The organism is Actinomyces naeslundii, from assembly GCF_001956585.1.
GTDB classification, from domain to species: Bacteria; Actinomycetota; Actinomycetes; order Actinomycetales; family Actinomycetaceae; genus Actinomyces; species Actinomyces naeslundii.
In genome coordinates this window covers 1-23,263 of record NZ_MSRR01000024.1, presented here as the reverse complement: position 1 = coordinate 23,263, position 23,263 = coordinate 1, and the positions used below count along the sequence as shown (strand labels likewise).

Annotated in this window: 20 protein-coding genes; 13 read left to right on the top strand and 7 right to left on the bottom strand. The window is 65.4% G+C overall.

The genetic code is table 11. The features are described from left to right. The 6 genes from pepN to BKH33_RS10655 all read left to right on the top strand — a co-directional run bounded on the left by pepN (window position 1) and on the right by BKH33_RS10655 (window position 6,762). Window positions 1-2,724 (top strand): aminopeptidase N, encoded by a 2,724-nt coding sequence (gene pepN / locus BKH33_RS10680; protein ID WP_076074427.1) that lies wholly within the window; start codon window positions 1-3, stop codon window positions 2,722-2,724. A 255-nt stretch (window positions 2,725-2,979) separates the two neighbouring features. After that, a complete protein-coding gene (locus BKH33_RS10675; protein ID WP_003784879.1) occupies window positions 2,980-3,432 on the top strand; it encodes an FHA domain-containing protein in 453 nt (150 codons plus the stop codon). Continuing rightward, window positions 3,429-4,193, top strand: coding sequence for a transcriptional regulator FtsR (gene ftsR, locus BKH33_RS10670; protein ID WP_003784868.1), 765 nt, complete (start codon window positions 3,429-3,431; stop codon window positions 4,191-4,193). Before BKH33_RS10675 ends, ftsR begins: the two co-directional genes overlap by 4 nt. Before the next feature lie 140 nt (window positions 4,194-4,333). Next, window positions 4,334-4,807, top strand: coding sequence for a hypothetical protein (locus tag BKH33_RS10665; protein ID WP_043539761.1), 474 nt, complete (start codon window positions 4,334-4,336; stop codon window positions 4,805-4,807). Between the two features lie 318 nt (window positions 4,808-5,125). Further along, the gene (locus BKH33_RS10660; RefSeq protein WP_009397704.1) at window positions 5,126-5,653 is read left to right on the top strand and encodes a MerR family transcriptional regulator; all 528 of its coding nucleotides are present in this window, start codon (window positions 5,126-5,128) and stop codon (window positions 5,651-5,653) included. A gap of 149 nt (window positions 5,654-5,802) precedes the next feature. After that, window positions 5,803-6,762, top strand: a complete 960-nt coding sequence (locus tag BKH33_RS10655) for an aldo/keto reductase (protein WP_003784876.1) — start codon at window positions 5,803-5,805, stop codon at window positions 6,760-6,762. 21 nt (window positions 6,763-6,783) lie between these two features. On the opposite strand, the gene BKH33_RS10650 is transcribed toward BKH33_RS10655, so the two are convergent. Then, window positions 6,784-8,385, bottom strand: a complete 1,602-nt coding sequence (locus tag BKH33_RS10650; protein ID WP_003784899.1) for an Hsp70 family protein — start codon at window positions 8,383-8,385, stop codon at window positions 6,784-6,786. A gap of 308 nt (window positions 8,386-8,693) precedes the next feature. On the opposite strand from BKH33_RS10650, the gene BKH33_RS10645 reads away from it, so the two are divergent. The 4 genes from BKH33_RS10645 (at window position 8,694) to BKH33_RS10630 (ending at window position 14,133) form a co-directional block, all read left to right on the top strand. Beyond that, the gene (locus tag BKH33_RS10645) at window positions 8,694-9,932 is read left to right on the top strand and encodes an inorganic phosphate transporter (protein ID WP_003784856.1); all 1,239 of its coding nucleotides are present in this window, start codon (window positions 8,694-8,696) and stop codon (window positions 9,930-9,932) included. Next, complete coding sequence (locus BKH33_RS10640; protein ID WP_003784853.1) at window positions 9,929-10,174, top strand: hypothetical protein; 246 nt, start codon at window positions 9,929-9,931, stop codon at window positions 10,172-10,174. The genes BKH33_RS10645 and BKH33_RS10640 overlap by 4 nt, the downstream gene beginning before the upstream one ends. A gap of 130 nt (window positions 10,175-10,304) precedes the next feature. Next, window positions 10,305-11,849 (top strand): glycoside hydrolase family 32 protein, encoded by a 1,545-nt coding sequence (locus BKH33_RS10635; RefSeq protein ID WP_003784866.1) that lies wholly within the window; start codon window positions 10,305-10,307, stop codon window positions 11,847-11,849. A gap of 229 nt (window positions 11,850-12,078) precedes the next feature. After that, window positions 12,079-14,133: a sucrose-specific PTS transporter subunit IIBC gene (locus tag BKH33_RS10630; RefSeq protein ID WP_171972159.1), complete on the top strand. Its 2,055-nt coding sequence runs from the start codon at window positions 12,079-12,081 to the stop codon at window positions 14,131-14,133. An 85-nt stretch (window positions 14,134-14,218) separates the two neighbouring features. Here BKH33_RS10630 and BKH33_RS10625 read toward each other — a convergent pair whose 3' ends face one another. From BKH33_RS10625 to BKH33_RS10610, 4 genes are all read right to left on the bottom strand, one after another. Then, the gene (locus BKH33_RS10625) at window positions 14,219-15,247 is read right to left on the bottom strand and encodes a LacI family DNA-binding transcriptional regulator (protein ID WP_003784871.1); all 1,029 of its coding nucleotides are present in this window, start codon (window positions 15,245-15,247) and stop codon (window positions 14,219-14,221) included. Between the two features lie 112 nt (window positions 15,248-15,359). Next, window positions 15,360-15,983: an SGNH/GDSL hydrolase family protein gene (locus BKH33_RS10620; RefSeq protein WP_003784903.1), complete on the bottom strand. Its 624-nt coding sequence runs from the start codon at window positions 15,981-15,983 to the stop codon at window positions 15,360-15,362. Window positions 15,984-16,027: 44 nt separating this feature from the next. Next, window positions 16,028-16,729, bottom strand: coding sequence for an ABC transporter ATP-binding protein (locus tag BKH33_RS10615; protein WP_050998543.1), 702 nt, complete (start codon window positions 16,727-16,729; stop codon window positions 16,028-16,030). Window positions 16,730-16,779: 50 nt separating this feature from the next. After that, window positions 16,780-17,892: an ABC transporter permease gene (locus BKH33_RS10610; protein WP_003784861.1), complete on the bottom strand. Its 1,113-nt coding sequence runs from the start codon at window positions 17,890-17,892 to the stop codon at window positions 16,780-16,782. 218 nt (window positions 17,893-18,110) lie between these two features. Between BKH33_RS10610 and BKH33_RS10605 the strand changes: the two genes are divergently transcribed. Together BKH33_RS10605 and BKH33_RS10600 are read left to right on the top strand one after the other, a co-directional pair. Further along, window positions 18,111-20,510: an ATP-binding cassette domain-containing protein gene (locus BKH33_RS10605; RefSeq protein ID WP_003784902.1), complete on the top strand. Its 2,400-nt coding sequence runs from the start codon at window positions 18,111-18,113 to the stop codon at window positions 20,508-20,510. After that, the gene (locus BKH33_RS10600) at window positions 20,507-21,022 is read left to right on the top strand and encodes a GNAT family N-acetyltransferase (RefSeq protein ID WP_003784890.1); all 516 of its coding nucleotides are present in this window, start codon (window positions 20,507-20,509) and stop codon (window positions 21,020-21,022) included. Before BKH33_RS10605 ends, BKH33_RS10600 begins: the two co-directional genes overlap by 4 nt. 21 nt (window positions 21,023-21,043) lie before the next feature. Here BKH33_RS10600 and BKH33_RS10595 read toward each other — a convergent pair whose 3' ends face one another. Then, on the bottom strand, window positions 21,044-21,343 hold the full coding sequence (locus BKH33_RS10595; protein ID WP_003784895.1) for a YciI family protein: 300 nt from the start codon (window positions 21,341-21,343) through the stop codon (window positions 21,044-21,046). 44 nt (window positions 21,344-21,387) lie between these two features. On the opposite strand from BKH33_RS10595, the gene BKH33_RS10590 reads away from it, so the two are divergent. Then, window positions 21,388-22,119 carry a nucleoside/nucleotide kinase family protein gene (locus tag BKH33_RS10590; RefSeq protein WP_003784870.1) on the top strand — a complete coding sequence of 244 codons (732 nt, stop codon included), beginning with the start codon at window positions 21,388-21,390 and terminating at the stop codon, window positions 22,117-22,119. A gap of 33 nt (window positions 22,120-22,152) precedes the next feature. Here BKH33_RS10590 and BKH33_RS10585 read toward each other — a convergent pair whose 3' ends face one another. Continuing rightward, window positions 22,153-23,262: a 6-phosphofructokinase gene (locus BKH33_RS10585; RefSeq protein WP_081395430.1), complete on the bottom strand. Its 1,110-nt coding sequence runs from the start codon at window positions 23,260-23,262 to the stop codon at window positions 22,153-22,155. Window position 23,263 lies beyond the last annotated feature (1 nt).

Genomic DNA, 23,263 nt, shown 5'->3' with positions numbered 1-23,263 from the left:
ATGACGACGACCGCTCCGGCTCGCTCGGACAGCCTCACGAACCTGCGTCACGAGGAAGCGGCTTGGCGGGCCTCGGTGTGCCAGGTGGCCTCCAGCCACGTGGCAATCGACGTCTCCACTGCCATCGACCCCAGTGAGGTCGCCTTCACGGTCCACTGCTGGATGCGTCTGCGCATCAGGTGGCCGGCCGAAGGACTGTGGGTGGACTTCGTAGGTCAGGGAGTCGACTCGCTCAGCATCGACGGGCAACCGGTCGCAGTGAGCTGGGACGGCGCCCGTATCATCCTGCCCGTGCTGGATCCGGGCGAGCACACGGTGGAGATCGGGGCGCGCGGCCTGTACTCCAACTCGGGTCAGGGACTGCACCGCTTCCATGACCCGGTTGACGGCGCCACCTATCTCTACACCCACTTCGAGCCCTCAGACGCGCGCCGGGCCTGGCCGGTCATGGAGCAGCCGGACCTCAAGACCCGGTTCTCCCTGGAGGTCACGCATCCGCGCGGCTGGACGGTCATGTCCAACACGCGCCCGGTGGCGGGCGGCTCGGGCGCCCATGTGCCGGCTGACTCGGCCGACACCGACAGCGGTGAGGTCGGTGGCGACGTCGAGGTGACGTCCTTCGCCTCATCCAAGCCTCTGCCCAGCTACCTCACCGCGCTGGCGGCCGGCCCCTGGCACCGGGTGACCGGCCAGTGGAGCTCCCCGAGCCGCCAGGGCCTGACGATTCCCCTGTCCTGGTCCTGCCGCGCCAGCCTGGCCGACCATCTGGACGCCTCCGAGCTCCTCGACCTCACCCGCGCAGGCCTGGACCTCTACGACCAGTTCTACAGCTACGGCTTCCCCTGGGACTCCTACGACAGCGTGCTGGTCCCCGAGTACAACCTCGGTGCCATGGAGAACCCCGGCTGCGTCACCTTCAACGAGGACCTCTACCTCTTCCGCGGGCCGGTCACCCGAGCCCAGAGGTCTGGGCGCGCCAACACGATCCTCCACGAGATGTGCCACATGTGGTTCGGTGACCTCGTCACCCCCGCCTGGTGGGAGGACACCTGGCTCAAGGAGTCCTTCGCCGACCACCAGGGGACCTGGGCCGCGAGCGAGGCCGCCGGCTTCACCGAGGCATGGGTGAGCTTCGCCTCCACCCGTAAGGCCTGGGCGTACCTGGAGGACTCCCGGCCGGCCACCACCCACCCCATCGTCGCGCAGGTCGACGACGTCGAGGCCGCTCGTCAGGCCTTCGACGGCATCACCTACGCCAAGGGCGCCTCCGTCCTCAAGCAGCTGGTCGCCTACGTGGGCCAGGACGCCTTCCTGGAGGCAGCCGGGCGTCTCTTCGAGCGCAGCGCCTACGGCAACGCTGCTTTGGACGACTTCCTTGACGTGCTCTCGCAGGTATCAGGCCGGGACATGCAGGACTGGGCCCGGGCCTGGCTGCACACCGCGGGTCCCTCCATCCTCACCAACGAGGTGGTTGTGGACGGTGGACGGATCGTCTCGCTGACTCTTCGCCAGGAGGGCACCGACCCGACCACCGGGGAGTCGGTGCTGCGTCCGCACACGCTCGTCGTCGGCCTGTACTCCTTGGACGAGGACGGCGCGCTGGTGCGCACCCACCGTCTGCCAGTGACCATGGAGGCCGAGCAGGTCGAGGTCCCGGAGGCGGTGGGGATGCCCGCACCCGACGTCGTCCTGGTCAATGACGAGGACCTCACCTACGCCGTCGTGCGGCCGGACGATGACTCCCTGTCCTGTCTGGCAACCTCGCTCGGGTCCGTCCGCGACCCCATGGCCCGGGCCCTGGCATGGTCGATGCTGCACAACCTTCTGCGGGACGCCTTCATCGGCTCACCGCTGTTCGTGGAGGCCGTCCTGGCGCACGCCGACGACGACACCGAGCCGGGCACCCTGGCCACGCTACTGAGCCAGGCACTGCGAGCAGCCAGCCGGTACAGCGGCCCCAGGACACGTCGGGCGCTACTGGACAGGCTCCTTGCAGACGACCCGACGAGGGACCCGGAAGACTCTGCGCTCCTCCCCGGGCGCGGTGGCTGGGGCAGGCTGTGTGCCGCTGCGCCGGGCTCGGACTCCCAGCTCGTGCGCGCACGCGCCTGGTTGGAGGCTGCCGGACAGGCGGGGCGGCTCAGCCAGCAGTCGCGCGTCCAGGTGACTGACCGCATCCGCCTGCTTCTCAACGGCGGCCTGCCCGGTCTTGAGCCGGACGCCGACCTGCGATGGCGGGCACTGACGGCCTTGGCACGACTGGACGCCGTCGGTCCTGGCGAGCTCGCTGCACAGCGAAAGGCGGACCCGACGGCCAAAGGCATCACCCACTATCTGAGAGCGTCCAGCTCGGCTCCCCGCGAGGAGCTCAAGACGGAGATCTTCGAAAGGCTCCTGAACGAGAGCTCCCTGAGCAACGACCACATCGACGCCCTCATCGCGGGCTTCGCCGTCGACGCTCACCGTGAGCTCACCGCGCCGTTCACCGCGCGCTACATCCACGAGCTTCAAGGGATGTGGTCCGGGCGCGGCCAGGAGATCGCCACCCGGCTAGTGACGGGACTGTTCCCGGTCTGCGGGGACGAGGCTGATGCTCAGGCAGTGGAGGACTGGCTCGAGGGGCACCCCGAGGCGCCGCCGGCTCTACGGCGGCTGGTCCTCAAAGGCCTTGACGACCTGCGACGCGCTCTCGCCGCTCGCCGGGTCGCCTCAGCCTCTGACTGAGGGAGCCCGCTCCAGCCGCACTGCGGGACCTTGGGCCTATCCTGAGCATGATCAGTGGAGGCGGTTACCTGTTCGAGACCATCGTCCGGTGCTCCTGATCACCTTGAGGAGTTGGCTAGGGGCGGACAGCGGGTATGCTTCCCGCCATTCACAGCAAGCCACGTCGTGGTGTTGACTCGACGCCGGTGCAACGAACGGTATGGTGGTGCGTGAGGCGGCGCACCGGGCGCCGCAACGAACCGAGGGGCAGGAATAATGTCGAGCAGTCCGATCGAGCAGGATCCCTCCTCCACCCAGACCTTCGGGGTTGCCGATGTCGTCAACTCGGTCGACTCCCCGGTGGTGGGGCTGAGCCAGCAGGACGCTGCCGCGATCGCTGCCCTGCCATCAGGAACCGCGCTCCTTCTGGTCCACCACGGGCCGACCACCGGTGCGCGATTCCTCCTGGATGCCGAGGAAACGACTGTGGGGCGTCACCCGCGTGCCGACATCTTCCTCGACGATGTCACCGTCTCCAGGAAGCACGCGGTCTTCTCCTCCTTGCCTGACGGCGGCTACGGAGTTCGCGACTCCGGCTCGCTCAACGGCACCTACGTCAACCGCACGCGTGTGGAGCAGATGGCTCTTCGCTCCGGTGATGAGGTCCAGATCGGTAAGTACCGGATGACCTACCACCCCGGCCCCCAGGGCGGAGCCGCGTCTCGGTGAGCGCCGCAACCGTACGAAGCAAGAAGAGGGACACCCCCTCCTCCTTGCTTGAGGCTTCTGAGCGCCCGGCCGGTGGAAGCTGGCCCCGCGGCATCTCCCGAGAGCCGGTGATGAAGATCGGGCAGGTGGTGGACCTCCTCAAGGTTGAGTTCCCGGCCCTGTCGATCTCCAAGGTCCGCTATCTCGAGGGGGAGGGGCTTATCAGTCCCCACCGGGTCGGAAACGGCTACCGTCGCTACTCGCAGGCGGACCTGGAGCGTCTGCGCTACGCCCTGGCGGTGCAGCGCGACGAGTACCTCCCGTTGCACGTCATTCGTGAACGTCTGGCAAGCCTGGATGCCGACGCCGAGGCTCCTGCGCCTCAGCCCGTCGCCCGGGTCGTTGCCCGTGACGGCCAGATCGTCGACGACGGTCCTATGGATCTGGAGGCGCTCCTGGCCCACTCCGGTGCCAGTGAGGCGCAGATCGAGGAGCTCGTCGCGGTCGGACTCATCAGCCCCGATGTCCGGGGGCGCTACAGCCAGCAGAACCTGAGGACCGTGCGCCTGGCCATGGAGATCACTCGCAAGGGGGTGCCCCTGCGCAATCTGCGCGCGGTACGCGCGTCCGCCGAGCGGGAGGCGGACACGATCGAGCAGGCCGTGGCTCCACGCCGCTCCCGCTCTCGCAGTGCGGGGGAGGAGACCGCCCGCGAGCTGGCCGAGCTCGTCGCAGACCTGCACACGATCCTGCTGCGCCGCGCCATCGACGCGCTGGGCTGACGGCGCATCCGTGAAGGGGTCTGGAACCGGCCCGGAGTCGGGTCGTGTGACAGCCGGTGTCGACGAAAATCAGCCCTCGTCGTGTACGCGTTCCGGGGACAGGGGTCATCGCCGCCCCTTAGGGTTGGGGTGTGCCATTGATGCAGTTGGTGGGCGTCAGGTCCACCAATCCTGATGACGGCCTGGTCGCTGTCCTCGTGGAGGACGGAGGACCGGCGATGTTGGCGATTCCGGTAACACCTCACGAGGGGCTGGTCCTGCATGCTCACGGCCCGCACCGTTCGCCGTCGTGGCCCAGACTCCTCGATGACGTCGTTGAAGCCCTAGGTGGGCGTATCGGGCGCACGGAGCTCGATGTCGACGACGACGCTCGCATCGTTGCCAGGCTCGTCGTTGAAACGCCCGCCTACCCGGACGGGGTCACTACGGTGCCTTGCACTCCGGGCGAGGGACTCCTACTGAGCGGCTACCACCGGTTCCCGGTGCACGCCAGCAGCTCGCTGACGCGCCTGAGGGCTGTTGACCTCAGTGATGACCACGGAGCTGAAAGGCTCGCGCAGTGGCGGCGTATGCTGTCGGAGACTGACGACCTCACTGACGACACGCGGGACTGATGTGACTGCTGTGACTTTAGTTGTGATCTATGACACTCGACAATGATGAGTGTGAAGGCGACACAATGGCTCCGTTGCAAGGATTCAAGGGACTATCTCGCAAGGTGCTCGACCTCATCTAGAGATTCATGCCTGACGGCACATCGAGATCGGGCGTGCCCTTCGTTGAGCATCGCCCCAACTGGCCCTATCGTGGAGCCGTGGCCGCGCGAAGCGAGCCACCGCGTCGGTTTCAGACGCGCCTTCTTTCGGTGACAGGAGCAGGTCGTGAGCATGAATGAAGCCAGCGCGGTAGCAAGGCCTCAGCGTACTCAGGGCATGCTGTTCGGCGACCCGCTTCCTCAGCTCGACGCCGACTCGGGCTACCGGGGTCCGGTCGCCTGCCGCGCCGCCGGCATCACCTACCGTCAGCTCGACTACTGGGCTCGCACCGGACTGGTTGAGCCGTCGATCCGCAGCGCCAAGGGGTCGGGCTCCCAGCGTCTCTACTCCTTCCGCGACATCCTGGTCCTCAAGGTCGTCAAGCGCCTTCTCGATACCGGCGTCTCGCTCCAGCAGATCCGCACGGCTGTCAGCGCGCTCCACTCACGTGGAGTCGAGGACCTGGCCTCCATCACGCTCATGAGCGACGGCGCGTCGGTCTACGAGTGCACCTCTGCGGACGAGGTCGTCGACCTGGTTGCCGGAGGTCAGGGCGTCTTCGGCATCGCTGTGGGACGCGTGTGGCACGAGGTCGAGGGGGCGCTTGCCGATCTGCCTGTCGATCACGCCCAGGCGCTGGGGACACCGTTGGTCGAGGACGAGCTGGCCAAGCGTCGCGCTGCCAAGCGGCAGCAGGCCATCTGAGCCCTGCAAGACGCACTAAAGAAAGTACTGTTCGGCGAGGCTGGAACCGTGGAGGCGGTTCCGGCCTCGAACGTATTCCGAGTCTGACGACATGCCCTATGACTGGACAAGTTCCCCTTCCGGGAGCGCTGACGAGATCAGGAGAGAACATGACTGGAACACCGACCCGGCCTCTGGCCGACCTTCGGATCAGTCCTATCGGGCTGGGGGGCAACGTATTCGGCTGGACTGCGGACGAGGCAACCTCCTTCGACGTGCTCGATGCCTACGTGGATGCCGGGGGCAACCTCGTCGACACCGCTGACGGATACTCCTACTGGGCTCCAGGGAACTCCGGTGGGGAGTCCGAGACCGTCATCGGGTCCTGGCTCGCCTCACGTCCGGTCCGCGATCGCATCGTCCTGGCCACGAAGGTCTCGACCAAGCCCGACCACTCCGGTCTGAGCGCTGACAACATCGGCCTGGCGCTGGAGGAGTCGCTGTCACGTCTGCGTACCGATGTCGTCGACATCTACTACGCTCACTTCGACGACGAGTCCGTCCCGCTGGAGGAGACCGTGGCCGCCTTCGAGGAGGCCCGCCGTGCCGGCAAGATCCGTCATGTGGGGCTGTCCAACTACACGCCTGAGCGCATTCGGCAGTGGTTCGCCATCGCCGACTCCCAGGGCAGCGCCAGGCCCATCGTCCTGCAGCCCCACTACAACCTTCTCCATCGCGACGACGTCGAGGGCCCGGGCCTGCGAGGACAGGTGGCGGCCGAGCTCGGCATGGGGCTCATGCCCTACTTCGCTCTGGCTGCCGGGTTCCTCACGGGAAAGTATCGACGGGGCGAGCCGGTCGACGGTGACCGTGCCGGGATGGTCGCCGACTACCAGCGGCCCGAGTGCTACGACATCGTTGACACCGTCGTCCAGGTGGCAGCGGATCACGGAGTGGAGCCGGCGGCCGTCGCGCTGTCCTGGCTGCGTGACCGCCCCGGCGTCACCGCTCCACTGGCCTCCGCACGTAACCTGAGGCAGCTGGCGCCAATTGTTGACGCCCTGAGCCTTGAGCTCAGCGAAGATGAGACCCGGGCTCTCACCCGGGTCTCCGATGCGGCGCGCTTCTGACGCGCTCGTGGTTCCTCGCACCTACTCGGTGCGTTGACCCAGGACGTAGTGGCGGCTGTACCCGTCGGTGAGGTCGGTGATGGTGACTCGCACCAGGCCGGCCTCATCGATGCGGTAGTGCTCCTGGATCCGTGGCCCGTGCTCACGCCGCTCCACGGAGTAGGTGCGCAGCTCCTGGTCGTCCACATCACGCAGTGCGGCCTCGAAGGGGAAGACGATGTCCTGGTAGGGGGCGATCTCTCCGCGGGGCTCGCCGGTCTCATCGACATCGGCGCACTCGACGAAGCGGTACCAGCCGATGTTGTGGGCGGCGTTGTACTCACGGGTGAGAACCGTGCCCTCCCGGCCACCGGGAGAGGCCTGGATGGACTCGGGACTGAGGATCGAGTCGAAGGTGAGGCGGTGACCGCCGTCGGCCTCACGGAAGACACCGAAGCCCCGTGAGAGCCTGTCGGTGAGGTCGTAGTCGCTGGTGCGGTCGGCCGCAATCGCCAGGCCGATCGCCGTCGAGGCCCCCGGGTAGGGGGAACGATGGACCCGACGGCCGAAGCGCTCACGCAGGAGCCTGGGCACCAGTGGGAGACCGGAGGCGCCTCCAACCAGGTAGACGCCGGCGATGTCGGTCAGGTCCGGACTGCCGTCGTCAAGCCTGCCGACCAGTGGAGCCATCGTGGCCAGGGAGCGCTCGATGAGCGGGCTGCATGCCTGGTACAGGTCGACCACAGGAAGGACGATGTCCTGTCCCCGCAGGACAATGAGCACCCGGCGGCTCTGGGGGGTGAGGTGCTCCTTGGCGTCGCGACACTGGTCCAGCAGGTCGTCGAGCTCAGCAGGGGAGAGGTCCTCCTCGGCGATACCGGCCTTGTTCAGCACCATCGTCGCTATGAGCAGGTCAACGTCGTCCCCGCCCAGGTCCCCGAGCCCGTGCGAGGCCAGCACCTCGTGGGAGGTGCCGACGACGTCGACCAGTGAGGTGTCGAAGGTGCCTCCGCCCAGGTCGTAGACCAGGACCCGGGTGCGCCTGGAGGAGACGGTGGTGGCCTTGCGGTGCGTGTACTCGAAGCCTGCGGCGCTGGGCTCGTTGAGCATGGCGGCCACGCGGAAGCCCGCCTGCTGAAAGGCCTCCAGGGTCAGCAGCCGCTGAGCCCCGTAGGCGTGGGCGGGCACCGCCACAACCACACGAGCCCGGTCGACAGACACATTCTGCTTCTCCAGCTCAGCCTTGACGTGACGCAGGTAGCTGGTGAGTACCTCCAAGACGGAGAAGGACTGCTCGCCCAGCCTCACCGGGGTGGAGGCGGTCAGGGTAGGGGCTGCCAGAGCCCGCTTGAGGCTGCGCAACAAGGGGGTCCCTCGGCGGGCGGCCTGCCTGGCAGCGAAACCGTGGACGAGCTCGCCATCGCGCAGGGCCGTCAACGAGGGGATGAAGTCGTTCTCATCGCCGTTCTCGTCGCCGAAGCTGAGGACTGGGTAGTTGCCCCGGTCGGCGCGCGCGACGACGGTACGAGTCGTTCCCAGGTCGATCCCCAGGTCGATGTCAGTCATTGACTCGATGTCATTCCCCTGTCCGGGGAGGGTCCCGCTGTGGATGGTGTCCAGGCTGTTCGTGGTGTCCGCTGCCATGCGGTGACCCTATCGTGATGGGTGCCCCTTTCCCGGCAATGCCACTGCATCAAGAGCCGTTTGTGGAAGGTGACAATTTGCTCAGGAAAGTTGCGCCCTCGTTGGGACGAAAGGCCGTGTTGTTGGCCCATTAGCTTCACGTATGAAGGTAGGTGACTGCAGCTGGTCCGAAGCCTGTGCGCGATCAGTTAGGCAGTGGGGCGATCGGCGGGTAACAATACTGGTGGGTTGCGCTCAAGCGGCCCGGGCCTTCGCCCCCGCCCGGCAGGGCGGCAGGGAGGGTCACTCAATCTCCCATCGGGAACGGTATGAGCACCATTCTCTTCCTTGTGGTCGTTGTCGTTGTGACGGCCCTCGTCTTCGACTTCACGAACGGTTTCCACGACTCGTCCAATGCGATGGCGACGTCGGTGGCGACAGGCGCCTTCACACCCAGAAGAGCGGTTCTGGTTGCCGCCGTGCTCAACGTGATCGGAGCCTGCCTGTCAACCGAGGTTTCCAAGACGATCTCTCACGGGATGTTCGACGACGCGGTGATCGAGGCGGCGCCGGCCATGATCTTCGCGGGTCTGGCCGGCGCCATCCTGTGGAACCTGGCGACCTGGTTGTTCGGGCTGCCGTCATCGTCCTCGCACGCACTGTTCGGGGGACTCATCGGGGCGGTCGTCGTGGCGGCCGGGGCTCAAGGAGTCCACTGGGGAACGGTGATCTCCAAGATCATCCTGCCGGCCGTCATCGCCCCGGTTGTGGCCGGGGTGGCTGCCACGCTGGCCACAGCGCTCGCCTACCGCATCGCGCACCCGACCAACCCCTACTCCCAGAGACTCTTCCGCAACAGCCAGCGGGTCACCGCATCGCTGGTGGCCCTGTCTCACGGCACCTCCGACGGGCAGAAGACCATGGGAGTCATCACTCTCGTGCTCGTGGCCGGTGGCTACCAGGAGGCCGGTACCGGCCCCCACTGGTGGGTCATCGCCGCGGCAGGACTCGCCATCGGTCTGGGAACCTACTCCGGAGGCTGGCGCATCATGCGCACCATGGGGCGCGGACTGGTGCATGTCGAGGCTCCACAGGGCTTCGCCGCCGAGACCGCCTCGACCGTGGCGATCCTGGCCTCCTCCCACCTGGGCTTCGCCCTGTCCACCACTCATATCTGCACCGGGTCGATCCTGGGCTCGGGGATCGGCCGAGGCACCAAGGTGTCGTGGGGAACGGCCAGCAAGATGGGGATCGCCTGGCTGGTGACGCTCCCATGCTCAGGTCTGGTGGGCGCCGCTACGTCATACGTCGCGGTCAAGGGAGGGGTGCCCGGCACAATTGTCGTCATCTGCCTGCTCATCCTCGGGGCGCTGGCGATCATCAGGCAGGCCGGCCACAACCGGGTAGACTTCTCCAACGTCAATGACGCCTCCGAGGTCGTCGTCGCCAAGCGCGATCCCGAGCTGGGTCGCGAACCGCGCACACTTGAGGAGGTGCGCTCCGAGATCGTCAACGGTGCGACGGACCAGGAGCGTGCGCAGCGGATGACGACAGGATCCATGGCATGACCGGTATGACGATCGACTGGGCCTCCCTGGGGCTGGTGACCGCGGTGACGGTACTGGGCACCGCCTTCATTCTCACCATCTGCTCGCTGGCGGCCCGTATGATGGCCACCGTGCACGCCAAGCACGAGGCCGGTCAGGTCGAGGGCGTGCTGCGGGCCCAGATCCTGGCCGGAGTCTTCATCGTGATCGCCGCCGTGATCGCGCTGTTCGGCCTCTGGCTCATCATCCCGTACTTCCACTGATCGTCCGCCAGCTGCCCACTGGTCCTGTGCTGGTCGTCTGCTGGTCGTTAAACGGCCTCCCACCGAATCCCGCCGCACATCTGCTGGGCGCACGTCCAGCACGGGGGAGTGGTCCTGCTAACATCCGAGCGTGACTGAGGACCTCAAGGGCTTGGCCCTGGATGCGATTGCTACTTCCGCTGCGGCCGATGACCCGGACTACCCGCACTTCCACGTCGTTCCCCCAATAGGACGGCTCAACGATCCCAACGGGCTTCTGGTCGACCGAGGCACCTATCACGCCTTCTACCAGTTCAGCCCCTTCCATCCCCACCGCAAGCTGGTCTACTGGGGACACTCCTCCTCGACGGATCTGCTGCACTGGCGCCACCACGAGCCGGCCATCATCCCGGACTCCTTTTACGACCGCTCCGGCGCCTACTCCGGTAACGCGATCGTGCTGGAGGGGCACGAGGTCGATGCCGCCCCTGCTGGGGCTCCGTGCCAGCTCTTCTACACCGGCAACCTCAAGGACCCGGTGACTGATGAACGCACCGCCAGTCAGTGCCTGGTGACCAGCAGTGATCTGAGCGCCTTCACCAAGTGGCCCGGCAATCCCCTCATTCCTACCAATGCTGAGGGATATACCGCCCACTACCGTGACCCGCAGGTCTTCAGGGACCCCGACCGGCCCGGGGAGTACCGGATGCTCATCGGCGTCCAGCGGACTAACGAGACCGGCGCCGCAGTTCTGTACCGCTCCCGGGACCTGATCTCCTGGGAGCTCGAGGGGGAGCTGAGCTTTCCGGACGCGGACGGTGCCTTCGACTCCTTCGGTTACATGTGGGAGTGCCCCGGCCTGGTGCGGGTGAAGGACGAGGTGACTGGCGAGGACTGGGACGTCCTCGTCTGGTGCCCCCAGGGCATCACCCCGCAGCGAGAGGGCTTCGAGAACGTCTTCCCCTGCGTCTACACGGTGGGGCATCTCGTGGGCGCCGAGCTGCGGGACACCGATGGCGCCTTCTACGAGGTCGACCGAGGCTTCGAGTTCTACGCTCCCCAGGTGTTCACCCGCCGCCCCTCTGAGCCGGGGCCGGTGCTGCTGACCGCCTGGGCAGGCAATGCCTCCGAGGACGACCAGCCCTCGATCGAGACAGGCCGATGGGTTCACGCCCTGAGTCTGCCAAGAGCGCTGAGCGTGAGGAATGGTCGGCTCGTTCAGCGCCCTGCGACTGATCTGCCCTACGACGTCGGACAGCCGGCTCTGGTGGGCACGGTTCTCGAGCCCGGTCTTCACCAGGTTACCGAGCTGGAGGGCCACCGCAGCTGGCAGCTGCGTGTGGACGTCGATGAAGCACGCAGCTCAGGCGCGTGGGGGCTGCGAATCGGCACGGACGAGTCGCACGTGGACATTGTTCTGGACGGTGGGGCGCTTCGGGTGGACCGGTCGACCTCCCGTTACACCCAGCACGGTGAGACGCGCACGGTGACGCTGCCCGAGGGCTGTACGTCGTCGCTGGAGGTGATCCACGACCGCTCACTGACCGAGATCCTCGTTGGCGGCGGGATGCTGACCTTCACCCTGCGCAGCTTCGTCGATCCCGCCAGCTCGGGGGCAGGGCTCCTGGTAGAGGACGTGCTGACACTGTCAGCCGGCAGCATCAGGACTTTCGTCCAGGCTCCGCAGGCTTGCTGATATCCGCTCCACGACGCGGATAGACGCGGACAGGTAATGATTCAGTAGCCCGGAGTCGAGAAACTGACCAGACCCTTCTCTCCGGTTGCAGGGTGCTGTGACTCACTGTACTGTGACCATCGATTGACATAGGTGTGGCCGCCGGGAGTCAGCGATGTTCCCGACCAATGGGTTTCCCAGCCCTCCCAGTTCTCGCGGTCCCATCACGAGAAAGGAACCCCGGGTGGCAATGGATCACGCCCGCGTGGCGAAGGACGTCCTGACGTACGTCGGTGGCGCCGACAACATCAACGCAGCAGCGCACTGCGCGACCCGCCTGCGTCTTGTCCTCAATGACATGGACAAGGTCGACCAGAAGGCTCTCGACAAGGACCCCGACCTCAAGGGAACCTTCATCGCGGGCGGCATGTTCCAGATCATCGTCGGGCCGGGAGACGTCGACCTCGTCTTCTCCGAGATGATCCACACCGGAGGCGTCAAGGAGGTCTCCAAGGATGAGGCCAAGGAGCAGGCCGCCAAGGGCGGCAACCCGCTCTCCCGTTTCATCAAGACGATCGCCGACATCTTCGTTCCGATTCTTCCCGCCCTCATCGCCGGCGGTCTCATGATGGCCCTGAACAACGTCCTGACCGCCGAGGGGCTCTTCGGCGACCAGGCGCTGACAGAGCGCTGGGGCTGGCTCAAGGACTATGCGGCTCTCATCAACATGATCTCGGCGGCGGCCTTCGCCTTCCTGCCGGTACTCGTGGGCTACTCGGCGACCAAGCGTTTCGGTGGCAACGTCTATCTGGGTGCCGCTATGGGTGCGGCCATGGTCTCGACGTCGTTGTTGTCCGCCTATGACATGTCCAATCCGGAGGCGGCGGCAAAGTTCTGGCAGTACACAGGGGAGTCTTCGACCTGGTCCTTGTTCGGTCTGGAAGTGGCCAAGATCGGCTACCAGGCCATGGTCATCCCGGTGCTGTGCGTGGCATGGATCCTGTCCATGATTGAGAAGTGGCTTCACAAACGCTTGTCCGGAACCGCCGACTTCCTGCTGACGCCGCTCTTCACCATGCTGGTCACCGGCTTCCTCACCTTCATCGTCGTCGGCCCGCTCACCCGCGAGCTGTCGATCTGGATCACGGACGGTTTGGACTGGCTGTACAACACGGCAGGTCCTGTGGGTGGCTTCCTCTTTGGCATCGTCTACTCCCCAATCGTGGTTACCGGTCTGCACCAGTCCTTCCCCGCGGTGGAGCTGCCTCTCATTGCTGATAAGGCCACTACCGGTGGATCCTTCATCTTCCCGATCGCCTCCATGGCCAATGTCGCGCAGGGCGCCGTGGCTCTGGCCGTGTTCCTCAAGACCCGTGATGCCAAGATGAAGGGGCTTGCGGGCGCCGGTGGTGTCTCCGCGCTCTTCGGCATCACCGAACCCGCCATCTTCGGTGTCAATCTCCGCCTCCGCTGGCCCTTCTTCATCGGAATGGGAGCAGCCGGCATCGGAGGCATCCTGGTCTCCCTGCTCGACCTGCGCACGCACTCCCTGGGGGCTGCGGGAATGGTGGGCTTCGTGTCGATGCGAACAACGGATATTCCCAAGTACCTCGCCGTGGAGGTGTTCACGATCATCATCGCCTTCGCCGCAGCCTATGCCTACGCCTCAACGCGTGGTAAGGCATCCCTGGCCGGCGACGACGTCGGTGAGGCGGATGAGGCTGCCCTGGAGGCCGAGGCCATGGCCGAGCACGCCGAGACCGTCGAGCTGCCCGATGAGGCCGCCGAGGACTTCACCGTCACCGCTCCGATCCAGGGGCGTGCGATCCCGCTGTCCGAGGTGGAGGACCAGACCTTCGCCTCCGGCATGCTCGGCCCGGGCATGGCCATCGCCCCCGCTGAGGGGCCGGTCGTATCCCCGGTCGACGGCGAGGTTCTCGTGGCCTTCCCGACCGGGCACGCCTACGGTCTGCGAGCCGCAAGCGGAGTCGAGCTGCTCATCCACGTCGGCATGGACACCGTCCAGCTCGAGGGCAAGCACTTCAGCCCCAAGGTCAAGGCCGGTGACAAGGTTCTGCGTGGCATGCCGCTGGTGGACGTCGACTGGGCTGCCGTCGGTGCCGCCGGCTACCAGACCGTCACCCCGATCGTCGTCTCCAACGCCCAGGGCTACGAGGGGATCGAGGAGCACGGTGCTGGAACGATTCACCGGGGAGACGCCCTCTTCGACGTCGTTCGCAAGACCGACGACTCCGATGATGACAAGGCGGATGCTCAGGCCGACGCTGCACAGGCCAATGCCTGATCCGTTGAACGATTGTCTGTGACACAGATATTCAGTGGGCCCCGACCTAGATGGTTGGGGCCCACTGAATATCTTCTCCGGTTCACTAGGCGGTGCGGCCGGGCAGTAGCCTGACTGGCATGGGGGAGGGGGCTTGCAGGTCCTTCCAGGGCTCGCCCTGCTGCTTGTTCTCCGAGGAGACGGCGGTGGCCGACTCGATCCGGTTCAGGAGCAGGTCGACCGCTGCCCGGGCCAGGTTGGCGATGGGCTGCTGGATCGTGGTCAGCGCCGGCAGAGCATGCTGCATGGCGATAGTGCCGTCAAAACCGATCACCTTGAAGTCGTCCGGAATCCTCAGGTCGCGCTCGGCCGCCCACTCCATCACTTGTGCGGCAGCGAGATCATCGGTGGCGAAGACTGCGTCAATGTCGTCGGCGACGAGGTCGAGCCGCTCGCGGATGAGGCCCGGGCGCTCGCCGTTGGGCGTGTTGAAGTCAACGGTCAGGACCACCGGCTCGATCCCGGCCTGCTGGAGCACCTGACGGTAGCCCTTCTCCCGCAGGTTGTGGATACCGGTACGGGAGGTCAGCAGCGCTGGACGCCGCGCTCCTCTCTTGAGCAGGTGCTCGGCGGCGAGACGGCCGCCGGCCTCGTTGTCGCAGCGGACGTTGGGGACGGTGGGGGAGAGGTCTCGGTCGACGCTGACCACGGGCAGGTGGATCGAGCCGTAGTCGGCCAGGCCGTCGTTGTGGGCGCTGGAGACGATCCCGTCGACCCGGTGGGAGACCAGGAGATCGAGGTAGTCGCGTTCTCGATCCGCCTTTCCCATGGAGTTGCAGACGAATGTCCTGTAGCCGTGCTCGGCCAGGAAGTCCTCGACGTACTCAGTGAGCTCCCCGAAGAAGGGCAGGGCGACGGTGGGGACGATCAGCCCGATCGACTGCGTGGACTTGCCGTGCAGCGCCCGGGCGATCTGATTGGGGCGGTAGTTCAGCTGTGCGATCGCCTCGGCCACCCGCTCCTTGGTCTCCTGGGAGAGGTAACCGCGGTTATTGAGCACGCGGGAGACTGTAGTCAGCGAGACGCCTGCAGCCTGGGCAACATCAGCCAGTGTGGGTTCGCGATGTGACTCCACGAGTGGATCCTCGAGCTCCCTCTAGTCGTTCATGGTCAGTGCGATCTGCTGTCAAGCATATGCCTCGAAGGGGTCATTACCCAACTGACCTGCGTAAACGCCGACGGAAGTGTTATGCGCTGGGCAGGAGCTCGGCGTAGAGGGAGATCATGGCGCGGGCCATTTGGGCGTGCCCGGCGTCGTCGGGGTGGATCTGGTCGATGGCGAGCCGGTCCTCGTCACCGTTGATCGCAGTGGTCAGGGCGTCGGTGGAAGACAGGCCCAGGGAAGTGGCCCCCTCATGGACGAGACGGTGGATGGCTTGGAAGCGCGGACCGATCTCCAGGGAGGGGAAGTAGGGCGCGACAATGACCGGGGTGCCCCGCAACCGGGTGGAGAAGAAGGTGAGGTCATGGTCGATGGCCTGCTCGACCAGCTCGCGCTGGGAGGGGAGGAAGGCCGCGTCGTTCAGGCCCAGGCTGATGGTAACGACGTCGGGCTCACAGCGCAGAACCGCCTCCAACCAGGTGGTGTCACGGCAGGACGGCGAGCGCTGACCTCCAGGCAGGTGGCCTCCGCGACGTGCGAAGAAGCCAAGACCGTCCGCCGCCAGGTTCACCTCCCGCCACCGCTGGTGCTCGCACACGAGGGAGGTCCAGCGATTACGGGGATGGCTCAGTGCTCGCCAGCCGGTGGTGACGGAGTCACCGAGGAAGACAGCAGTGGGGAAGTGGTCGGAGTTCGGAATCGTGGACACGATTCACGACTGTAGTTCTCCATGCTGGGAGGAACCAGCGCGGTTCAGTGAGTGTCTGAGTGGGCGTGGCCCTCGTCCTTCACGGCGTCCTGCTCTGTCAGGACGCCGTCGTGCATGACCAGCACCCGGTCGCACACGGGAAGCAGCCGCTCGTCATGAGTGACCATGACTGTGGCCTTTCCCAGCTCATGGGTCTGATCTGCGAGCAGATGGGCGACGTCCTGAGCCCGTCGGGTGTCCAGAGCGGCAGTCGGCTCGTCCGCCAGAATGATGTCGGGATTGTGGTAGAGCGCCACCGCAATGGCGGCGCGCTGGCGCTCGCCCCCGGAGAGCTCGGAGGGATAGGCGTGTGCACGTTTCGAGATGCCCAGTGAGTCCAGAAGGTGATCGCGCCTGTCGGTGTCGCCCTTCGTGCGCGTGACCCGGTCGTGCAGGTCGAACTGGTTGTTGAGCCGCAGAAAGGGAACCAGGCCCGAGGCCTGGAGGACGAAACCGATGCGCCGGAGCCTGAGCCGGGCCCGGCGCTTCTCCGGCAGGGAGGAGAAAGGCTCGCCCAAGATGGTGACGGTGCCGCTGGAGGGAGTGCGCAGCCCGCCCATGATGGTCAGCAGCGTCGATTTTCCAGAACCGGACGGCCCCAGAATCCCGACGAGCTCACCGGCGCGAAGGTGAAGATCCGTGCTGCGCAGCGCGTGAACGATCTCGTCGCCCTGGCGGTAGTCCCGGGTCACCGATTCCAGGGACATGACTGTGGTTGTTTCTTGGCTCGCTGCTTGGCCTGCTGCTGTCGGCGTCGTCATGAGATGGCCTCCACGGGGTCGATGCGGGAGACGACCCGCACGGAGATAAGACCACCGATGACCGAGACGAGGACGAAGGCGGCGGCGATGAGAAGGTCCAGAAGACCGGAGAGCCTGAAGGGGACGGCACTGGGCAGGACCAGGGAGGTTGCCACCGTCAGAAGCAGTCCGATGCCGATACCGACGACCGACAGCACGAGGGTCTGGGCGCAGCCCGACCGGACGAGATACCCCGTGGGCACACCACGCGCCTTGAGAATTCCCAGAACTGGTCTCTTCTGCAGGGTCAGCACATAGATGAAGATGCCCAGCACCGTAGAGGCGATGAGGATCAGCGAGCCGATCATGAGGCTGAAGGTAAGAACCTGGGCCGAGTATCCCGGCAGCGTCCGAACGAGCTCCTCGCTGGTGAGAATCGTCAGACCCGCGTCCTGAGCGGACTGCATGGCTTTGCTGTCCGTGGTCAGGTCGGCCTTGAACACGATGGCGGAGACCGCGGGGGACAGGCTGGTGGGACCGTACTGGCTCAGGGCCTGGCCGTCCAGGGTCACCACGGGAGCCGACTGGAAGGTCGTGTCGTGGGTGAGACCGACGATGGTCCAGTCGTGATCTGATCCCAGGAGCCGGAGCGTGTCACCGGTCTTGAACCCCTTGGCCTCAAGGGAGTCATCCACGAGTATCTCCCTGGTGGGGTCCGAGATCGATCGGCCACTGGTCACGACCGGGCTGAGCTCTCCGTCCAGGTCGATGCCGAAGGCGAAGACGTCGTCTCTCAGTGCCTTGCCGTCCTTGTCCTTGACCTCCGGGACCTGAGCGACGGCAGCCGTGCTCATGAGAGTCGACGCCGTGGTTCCGTGCTCCTGTGCCAGCTCCTTGGCCGCACTCAGCTGCTCGTCACTCAGCCGTGAGGCTGAGAGGTTCTCGTTGGAGGCATCGGTGATGGCCACGCTGCCTGAGTTCCAGCCATCGATGCCGGCGCGATAGAGGTGGGCAAGCCCAATGGCCAACGAGGCCAGAAAAAAAGTGAGGTAAGCCACCAATGTGATGACGGAGATGATGAGCCCGAAACGAACGGGTTCGTGGCGGATCTCGCGTAGGGCGAGGAACATGTGGCTCCCTGAGGACGTGGTCTGCAGGCGGGACCGGCTGGCATGCTCCGCGAAGGCTACACGACGGTTGTGTGAGGGGGGACGGTTGTGGGCGAGAGAGGGTAGAGGTCGGGCGCGCCTCTTCCCGCTCACGCAGAATGACATAATGTACATTATCGGCATTGACTGGGACTGGGCGGTATCGCCGGCATGCGGCGACATCCGGCACAATTGCTCCTGTGACTGGTGGAAGGGCTGCTGCACAGACCGCTGCTGACAAGCACGATGTCATCCGCGTCGTCGGAGCTCGTGAGAACAACCTGCGAGGCGTCGACGTCGTCATCCCCAAGCGCAGGCTCACTGTGTTCACCGGAGTGTCGGGCTCCGGCAAGAGCTCGCTGGTCTTCGCCACGATCGCAGCCGAGTCGCGCCGTCTCATCAACGAGACCTACCCGGCCTTCGTCCAGGGATTCATGGACGCCAGCGCGCGTCCCGACGTCGACCACCTGGAAGGGCTGACACCGGCGATCGTCGTGGACCAGGAGCGTATGGGATCCAATCCGCGCTCCACGCTCGGAACCGTCAGCGACGTCGGGGCTTTGCTGAGGGTTCTGTTCTCCACCATGGGCGAGCCGTACATCGGCTCATCCCAGGCCTTCGCCTTCAACGTTCCGTCCGTTACCGGTGGCGGCGCGGTCACCACGCAGCGCGGCGGCCGCAAGGTCGTTGAGCGCAAGAGATTCAGCGTTCAGGGCGGGATGTGCCCGACCTGTGAAGGTATGGGCAAGGTCTCCGACATCGATCTGACGCAGGTGCTCGATGAGACGCTCTCCCTGAAAGACGGTGCGATCACCGTCCCCGGTTACGCAGTGGGCGGTTGGCAGGTGCGCAGTTTCACCGAGTCCGGCCTCTTTCCGGCGGACAAGCCGGTGTCCACCTTCACGCCTAGGCAGCGAAACGACCTGCTTTACAAGGATCCGACCAAGATCAAGGTCGGCGGAATCAACGTCACCTACGAGGGACTCGTCTCCAGAATTCGCAGGTCAATGCTCTCCAAGGAGCCAGAGACGCTGCAACCCCATGTTCGCGCCTTTGTGCAACAGGCTGTCGTCTTCGGGACCTGCCCGCAGTGCGACGGGACCCGCCTGTCCGAGCCGGCCCGCACCTGTCTGATCGATGAGAAGTCGATTGCCGACGCCTGCGCCATGCAGATCTCCGATCTGGCGCAGTGGATCACTCATCTTCAGAGTGTTCTTGCCGACGCTGCTCCCCTGCTTGCCAACGTGAAGGAAATGCTGGATGCCTTCGTATCCATCGGACTGGGATACCTCTCACTGGATCGCCCCGCTGCGACACTTTCAGGTGGTGAGGCCCAGCGCACCAAGCTCGTACGTCACCTGGGTTCTGCCCTCACCGATGTCACTTACGTCTTCGATGAGCCCAGTATCGGTCTGCACCCGCACGACCTCCACCTTCTGAATGAGCTCCTGCTGTCCTTGCGGGACAAGGGAAACACAGTGCTCGTCATCGAGCACAAGCCTGAGACGATCGAGATCGCCGATCACGTGGTGGACCTGGGACCGGGAGCCGGCGATCAGGGCGGTCGGATCTGCTTCGAAGGAACCGTTGAGCAGCTGCGTGACTCCGATACTCTCACCGGGCGCCACCTGACCGACCATCTGCAGATCAAGAACACCCCTCGCTCCCCCGCGGGAAGAATCCAGATTCGTGGCGCCAGCACGAACAATCTTCGCCACGTCGATGTCGATATACCCACAGGCGTTCTCACTGTTGTCACGGGCGTTGCCGGTTCCGGTAAATCGAGTCTCATCCACGGCCACCTCTCCCCCATGGATGACGTGGTGACGATCGACCAGAGCCCGATCAAGGGGTCTCGGCGCTCGAATCCGGCGACCTATACCGGCCTGCTCGATCATATTCGCAAGGCCTTCGCCAAAGCCAATAAGGACAAGGGCGCCAAGCCGGCGTACTTCTCGGCCAACTCAGAAGGAGCCTGTCCCGTGTGCGGTGGCTCCGGTGTCATTGAGACACAGCTGGGCTTCATGGAGACCGTGGAGTCCTGCTGTGAGGCATGCCAGGGGCGCCGTTTCAACGATGAGGTACTGGCCTACCGGCTCCGCGGACGAAGTATCGCAGACGTCCTGGACATGAGCGTCACCGAGGCACTGGAGTTCTTCTCCCGGGGTGAGACGCGTCTACTGGCCGCATCCAGAATCCTGGCGAGGTTGACGGACGTTGGCCTCGGTTATCTCAGACTCGGTCAGGCGCTGACCACCCTGTCCGGAGGCGAGCGCCAGCGGCTCAAGCTTGCCGTCCACCTGGGCCAGGAAGGGCGCGTCGTCGTCCTTGACGAGCCGACCGTTGGGCTCCACCCGGCCGATATTGAGGCCATGCTCGCGCTGCTGGACAGGATTGTGGACTCCGGTCGCACCGTCGTCGTCATCGAGCACCATCAGGCGGTCATGGCGCACGCAGACTGGGTCATCGACATGGGCCCCGGCGCAGGCCATGACGGCGGTCGCGTCGTGTTCACCGGAACGCCGGCGCAGATGGTGGCGGACCGGAGGACTCTGACGGGCCGATACCTGGCCCGGTACGTTGAGAAAGGCGGCTCATGACGACGGCAGGGCTCTATCGGATCCGTCCAGCGACCATGAAGGACTCCCCCGGTATCCGGCGTCTCCGCAATGCGGCCGTGCGGGAGTCTCTGGCGATCTGGACGAGCGTTGAGCAGGACCCTGTCCAGGCTGAGGCCTGGCTGGCGCCCATGGTGCAGCGCGGAACGGCTCTCGTTGCCCACGTGGACGGTAGGCCTCAGAAGATCGTCGGCTTCGCGGTCGCCGGTGCATGGCACTCCTATGAGGGCTATGCCCGTACCGTCGAGGACTCGATCTACCTGTCCCCGGCCGCTCAAGGTCATGGTCTTGGTTCCAGGCTTCTGGCTGCCCTGATCGAAGCCTCCCGGGCGGCTGGGGACCGTACCATGATCGCTCTCGTCGAGGCCGGCAACGTGACCTCGGTACGTCTGCACGAACGCTATGGTTTCACCATAGTCGGCACCGTCCCGCAGGCAGGCGAGAAGCTCGGACAGCTCCTCGATCTGACCCTCATGAGCCGTTCTTTACATTGATTGGAGACTTATGTTCACTATTTACAGGTTTTCGCGATAATTCTCGAGATGAGGTGACGTCATTGTTGGAATAAATTCGGTAATGGTGTACTCTGCGACACCGTTCACTACGAACGGGTCTTCAGTCACAACTTCTGAAATCTCGTTGCGCGCACCAACAGCAATGATGATACCGCCTGTTCTGGGATCCTTGCGCCCGCTGGCTAGGAACCTGCCGTTTTTGTAGTTGCGGGTGAGGTACTGGCGATGGGCCTCCAGGTGGGGGTCGACGGCTTCAGTACCCTGCGTGTATATAATATCGAGAACAAATAAGTGAGCCATGATGGTATGGTAGCACTTGATTGGTATCCAGGGAGAAATATCTCATGAGTAATTGTCAAAACCCCACCGACGACAATCGTTTCCGGCGCGTGAGTGGGGCTGAGTCCATCCAGCTTCAGCCGGAGGAGCCCGCTGTCGCTCAGTGGCAGGTCAGCGGTACCGATGAGCTCGTTGCGCATCTGCTGGGCCTTGTCGGAGCCCCAGAGGGACGGCCGGCGATCATCGCCGTCGACGGACGAGGCGGATCCGGCAAGACGACGCTTACCACGGCACTAACGGCGGCCGTCCCCGGCGCGCAGGCCTTCCACCTTGACGACCTCATCTGGAACGAGCCGCTCTACGACTGGGACCAGCTGCTCGTCGACACCTTGACCCAGTTGCGTGAGGCCGGCTGCCTCGACCTCGTCCCGGACAAATGGCGGGAGCACGGCCGAGAGGGCTCCATCCGCGTCCCGGCCGGCTCCCCCCTGGTCGTCGTCGAGGGAACCGGAGCCGGTCTGCGCGCGGTCAGCAACCTCATTGACGCGCACGTCTGGGTCCAGACCGGAGACGATGTGGCCGAGCGCCGCGGCATCAGCCGCGACATCGCAGAGGGCGTCAACGGCAACGCCGAGGAGTCGGTGCGCTTCTGGCACTGGTGGATGGCCGGCGAGCGCATCTTCTTCGCCAAGGACCGCCCCTGGCAGCGCGCAGACGTCATCGTCTCCGGAGACGCCCCGGCCGGCGTGGAGCCGGGAGAGGTCGCCTGGACTCCGGGGCCACTCCTCCCCCGCTGAGGCGCACAGCCGCCCGCCGCTCAGGCTGGGCTCTCAGTCCCCCAGCGCCGTCCCCACGGCGCGAGCGGCCTGGATCCACTCGTGGTCGGCCGGAACGAACTTGGTGTGACCGGCCACATCCTTGAGCGGCACCAGCTCCGTGCCGTGACCGCGGTCGGCCACCATGACGCCGTAATGGCCCTCAGCGATCGCATCGGCACCGGCCACGCCCAGACGCGTGCCCAGGAGACGATCCGCTCCGCAGGGTGAACCACCGCGCTGGACGTATCCCAGGATGGAGACACGCGCCTCCAGTCCGGTCAGGCTCTCCAGCTGCTCGGCCAAGGTGAAGGTGTTGGCGCGGTGGGATGCCTCCAGGCGTTTGACGCCCCGCTTGGCCATCGCCTTGCGCTCAGGACTGGAGGCGTCCTTGACCAGGGCGCGGGCGTGCTCCAGCTCGGCGTGATCCGTCACCGACAGTGCCCCCTCGGCCACGGCCACCACTGAGAAGGACGACCCGTGGGAGCGGCGTCGTTCGATCTTGTCCGCGATCGCGTCCACCGAGTACGGAATCTCGGGCAGCAGAATGACGTCCGCCCCACCCGCGATACCAGCGCCCAGGGCTAGCCAGCCGGCTCGGTGCCCCATGATCTCGGTGAGGATGATGCGGTGGTGGGAGTGCGCCGTCGAGTGCAGCCGGTCCACGGCCTCCGTAGCGATCTCCAAGGCCGTGGCGAATCCGAAGGAGGAGTCGGTGTGGACGATGTCGTTGTCAATGGTCTTGGGCAGGTGGATGACGTTGAGGCCCGCGTCCATGAGGCGCTTGGCGTTCTTCGCGGTTCCGCCACCACCGAGGCACACGAGGGCGTCAATCCCGTCCTTCTCGCAGTTCTCCACAATGGTGGGCACCATGTCGCGCGGCTCGCCGTCCACCATCATGCGATGCACCTTGTCCCGGCTGGTTCCCAGCATGGTTCCACCAGTGGTGAGGATCCCGGACAGGGCGGCGGGGTCGAGCTCGGTGAAGCGGTTCTCAGCCAGGCCTCGCATGCCGTCTCGAAAGCCGATGAGCTCCCAGCCGTGCTGCTGAATCGCCGCCTTTCCAAAGCCTCGGATCGCCGCGTTGAGTCCTGGGGCGTCGCCGCCCGCCGTGAGAATGCCGATG

Bases quoted from the DNA above. Each gene is read 5' to 3' on its own strand.
- BKH33_RS10665 (WP_043539761.1), top strand. From the start codon at position 4,334: ATGCAGTTGGTGGGCGTCAGGTCCACCAATCCTGATGACGGCCTGGTC.
- BKH33_RS10615 (WP_050998543.1), bottom strand. From the start codon at position 16,729: ATGTCCCTGGAATCGGTGACCCGGGACTACCGCCAGGGCGACGAGATC.
- BKH33_RS10655 (WP_003784876.1), top strand. From the start codon at position 5,803: ATGACTGGAACACCGACCCGGCCTCTGGCCGACCTTCGGATCAGTCCT.
- BKH33_RS10675 (WP_003784879.1), top strand. From the start codon at position 2,980: ATGTCGAGCAGTCCGATCGAGCAGGATCCCTCCTCCACCCAGACCTTC.
- BKH33_RS10595 (WP_003784895.1), bottom strand. From the start codon at position 21,343: ATGGCTCACTTATTTGTTCTCGATATTATATACACGCAGGGTACTGAA.
- BKH33_RS10630 (WP_171972159.1), top strand. From the start codon at position 12,079: ATGGATCACGCCCGCGTGGCGAAGGACGTCCTGACGTACGTCGGTGGC.
- BKH33_RS10590 (WP_003784870.1), top strand. From the start codon at position 21,388: ATGAGTAATTGTCAAAACCCCACCGACGACAATCGTTTCCGGCGCGTG.
- BKH33_RS10660 (WP_009397704.1), top strand. From the start codon at position 5,126: ATGCTGTTCGGCGACCCGCTTCCTCAGCTCGACGCCGACTCGGGCTAC.
- pepN (WP_076074427.1), top strand. From the start codon at position 1: ATGACGACGACCGCTCCGGCTCGCTCGGACAGCCTCACGAACCTGCGT.
- BKH33_RS10610 (WP_003784861.1), bottom strand. From the start codon at position 17,892: ATGTTCCTCGCCCTACGCGAGATCCGCCACGAACCCGTTCGTTTCGGG.
- BKH33_RS10645 (WP_003784856.1), top strand. From the start codon at position 8,694: ATGAGCACCATTCTCTTCCTTGTGGTCGTTGTCGTTGTGACGGCCCTC.
- BKH33_RS10600 (WP_003784890.1), top strand. From the start codon at position 20,507: ATGACGACGGCAGGGCTCTATCGGATCCGTCCAGCGACCATGAAGGAC.
- BKH33_RS10640 (WP_003784853.1), top strand. From the start codon at position 9,929: ATGACCGGTATGACGATCGACTGGGCCTCCCTGGGGCTGGTGACCGCG.
- BKH33_RS10650 (WP_003784899.1), bottom strand. From the start codon at position 8,385: ATGGCAGCGGACACCACGAACAGCCTGGACACCATCCACAGCGGGACC.